2 protein-coding genes are annotated in these 3,329 nt (G+C 70.5%); both read right to left on the reverse strand.

All coding sequences use genetic code 11. The features are described from left to right. Positions 1 to 57: 57 nt before the first annotated feature. Positions 58 to 1,332 (reverse strand): class I SAM-dependent methyltransferase, encoded by a 1,275-nt coding sequence (locus HMPREF3086_RS14865; RefSeq protein ID WP_070722687.1) that lies wholly within the window; start codon positions 1,330 to 1,332, stop codon positions 58 to 60. 65 nt (positions 1,333 to 1,397) lie between these two features. Beyond that, complete coding sequence (locus HMPREF3086_RS14870; protein ID WP_070722690.1) at positions 1,398 to 2,870, reverse strand: FAD-binding oxidoreductase; 1,473 nt, start codon at positions 2,868 to 2,870, stop codon at positions 1,398 to 1,400. Positions 2,871 to 3,329 lie beyond the last annotated feature (459 nt).

A 3,329-nucleotide genomic window follows, 5' to 3' on the forward strand; every position in this document is an offset into this window, starting at 1 on the left:
GGTCGGCGGGCCGCATAGGCGGCCCGCCGGCTCACCCTCTCGCCGGGGGTCAGTCGCTCAGGCCTGCCACCATTGCCGCAGCGGCACGTCCCAGGTCTGGCGCTCGTCCAGGCGCACGGCGAGGATCTGGTGCAGCTGGATCTTGTTGTGCTCGAACCCGTACTGGCAGGCCCCCATGTACAGGCCCCACAGCTTGGCCATGGGCTCGCCGACCTCCTCGACCGCCTCGTCCCAGTGCTCGACGAGATTGGTGCACCAGTCGCGGAGGGTGAACGCGTAGTGCTGGCGCAGGTTCTCCTCGTGTACCACCTCGAACCCGGCGTTCTCCGCCTCGAGGTGCACGGTGCCGGCGCCGGCGAGCTCGCCGTCGGGGAAGATGTAGCGGTCGATGAACTGCCCGGCCTTGACCTTGCCGACGTTGTCCGGCCGGGTGATGCAGTGGTTGAGCAGCCGCCCACCCGGCTTGAGATATCCGTGCAACTTGGCGAAGTAGTCGGGGTAGTTCTTCCGGCCGATGTGCTCGGTGATGCCGATCGAGCTCACGGCGTCGAAGTCTCGCTCGGGCACGTCGCGGTAGTCCTGTAGCCGGACCTCGGCCAGGTCGCCCAGCCCCTCGGCCTCGATGGCGGCGCGGCCCCACTCGACCTGCTCCTTGGACAGGGTCACGCCGATCACCTTCACGCCGCGGCGTGCGGCGTAGCGGACCATGCCGCCCCAGCCGCAGCCCACGTCGAGCAGCCGGTCCCCCGCCTTGAGCCCGAGCTTGTCGAACACCAGCCGGTACTTGTTCTCCTGCGCCGCCTCGAGCGACGCGTCGGCGTCCGGGTAGCAGGCGCACGTGTACGTCATGGACGGTCCGAGGATCCACTCGTAGAAGCGGTTCGACACGTCGTAGTGGTAACTGACCACCTCGGAGTCCCGCTCCTTGGAGTGCCGCCGCATCCCGGACAGGACGCGCTTCCACGCGGGCTTGACCTCCATCGGCGGAGTAGGCAGGAACCGGACGTTCTCCGTGCCCACGGACCGGGCGATCCGCGCCAGTGTCCTGGCGTCGGGTGTACGGGTCATGTGCTTGCGGAACACCTCGAGCGCGCCGAACACGTCGTGGGGCGCCCCGGGGTGCACGCCGTCGATCTCCAGCTCGCCCATGAGGTAGGCGCGGGCCAGGCCGAGGTCGCCGGGGGCGGTGACGAAGTACTGCAGCGCCTTCTCACTCTTCAGGCGTAGCACCAGTCGGCTGTCCGCCGGGCCGATCGCGGACCCGTCGTACGCCTCGATCCGCAGCGGCGGCTCACCGGTGGCGAAGGCTGCGATGATCTCGCCGATCGTCATCCTGCCCGCTGCACCCGCTGCGCCCGCCGCGCCCGCGGGCTCCGCGGTCCCCGCGCTCGTCGTGGTCACCGTGCACCCACCGCCTTCTCGTAGAGGGTCGCGAACCGGCCCTCGGGATCGAATTGCGTCTTGAGCCGGCCCGCGTGGTCGCCGCCGTAGAGTTGGGCGAACTCCTCACGGGAGTAGAAGACCTCCGAGTACAGCGACTTGTGACCGCCGAGCCGGGACACCTCCTCCTCGATGCGCCGGTTCCACGCGCCCTCGGCCATCCCGGGCTCGATCGGCGCCGACGACCAGAAACCGATGTTGACGTAGGTGGTGTCGGCGGCCAGAGGGTACAGCGGCCACGGACGGTCGGACGCCGGCTCGCCGTCCAGGCCCGGCGCCGGGGTGGACTCCCGAAGCCGCAGCGGGCAGATCCACAGGGGTTCGATGGGCACCTCGCGCAGGAACCAGTCGAGGAACTCGGCGGTGTGGTCGAGGGTCACCTCGACGTCCTGCACCACGCGCTCGCGCGGCCCCTCGCCCTTGAGGGCGCCGATCTTGTTGCCGAGGTCGTACTTGTGGTCGAGGCCGATGATCTTCCAGTACGCCGAGGAGCGCAGCAGCTGCTGCGGCCAGAACCGGCGGACCCTCGGGTTCTGCACCCCGAACGCGCGGGAGCACCAGAACCAGTCGGTGTCCCAGCGCCACAGGTAGTCCCGGATGGTCAGGCGGTCGCGTTTCACGGAGCCGGCGGGCCCGCCGTGTTGGACGGAGCGGTAGTAGATCGCCTGCTTGTCGGTCACCCCAGAGTAGTCCGAGACGGGCCCGGGCTCATCGGTCCGCCGCCCCAGACACAGGTACGACTCGCCGGCCGAGAAGACGATGCCGTCGAGGAAGTCGACGTCCTCGTCGTCGTACGTCCCCGACTCACTGACCCGCGCCAACGCCGACTCAAGCGCGGTGAGGGAGTCGAACCGCACGTGCCGCAGTTCCACGAACCGGCTGACCGGTTCGAGGGCGATGCGCAGCCGCACCGCGTACCCGAGGGAGCCGTAGGAGTTGGGGAAGCCACGGAAGAGCGCGCGTTCGCGCTCGGTGCCGTCGGGGCGGGCGGTGACGATCTCGCCGGTGCCGGTGAGGACGTCCATCTCGAGCACGGACTCGTGCGGCAGGCCCAGGCGGAACGAGGTGGACTCGATGCCCAGGCCGGTCACGGCACCGCCGAGGGTGATGGTCTTGAGCTGCGGCACGACGTACGGCATGAGGCCGTACGGCAGGGTCGCGTCGACGAGGTCCTCGTAGGTGCACATCCCCTGGACGTCGGCGGTGCGGGCGTCGGGATCCACGGAGACGACGCGCGTGAGGCCGGTGGTGTCGAGACCGGGCGACGACGACGAGGCGCGCGGTCGGAAGAGGTTGGACGTGGACTTGGCCAGCCGGACGGGCTCGTGGGCGGGCACGGCCCGGAAGCTGTCGACGAGTCGCTGCACGCCGCGCGCGTGGCTTTCGGTACCGACGACGAGTGGTTCGGCGAGACTCACGGCGGTTCCCATGAGTCACACCTTAGTAGCGCTCGGTGGCCCCCGCCGACTATCGGGTGGCGGGGGCGGACGGCGCCGGCGAGGCCGCAGGCTTCCACCCGGGCGGGCCTAAGACGCATCCGAGCCGCTCGCGGCAGCCGCCCGCGACTCCCCGAAACCCATCTCGTTCACGTCTCGATTGTGACACCACTCACGGGCGATCGGGCGATCCGGGCCACCCGCCCCCGCGCGGGCCCGTAGCCTCTCGGACACGTCGGCCTCGAGGGCCGTTCGCGCACACCGATTCTGCGCACACCACCGCGTGCGCACACCGTCTCCGGAGGAGGACCCGAGTGTTCACCGCATCCCGATCCGCTCGCCCCACCCGCTCCCGCGCCGCCCGTTCCGGCCCCTCCCGTCCCCGCACCGTCGCCGCCGCGTCGGGCCTCGCCGCCCTGGCGTTGGCGCTCGGCGCCTGCGGCGAGGAGGGCA

Source organism: Dietzia sp. HMSC21D01 (genome assembly GCF_001815995.1).
GTDB classification, from domain to species: Bacteria; Actinomycetota; Actinomycetes; order Mycobacteriales; family Mycobacteriaceae; genus Dietzia; species Dietzia cinnamea.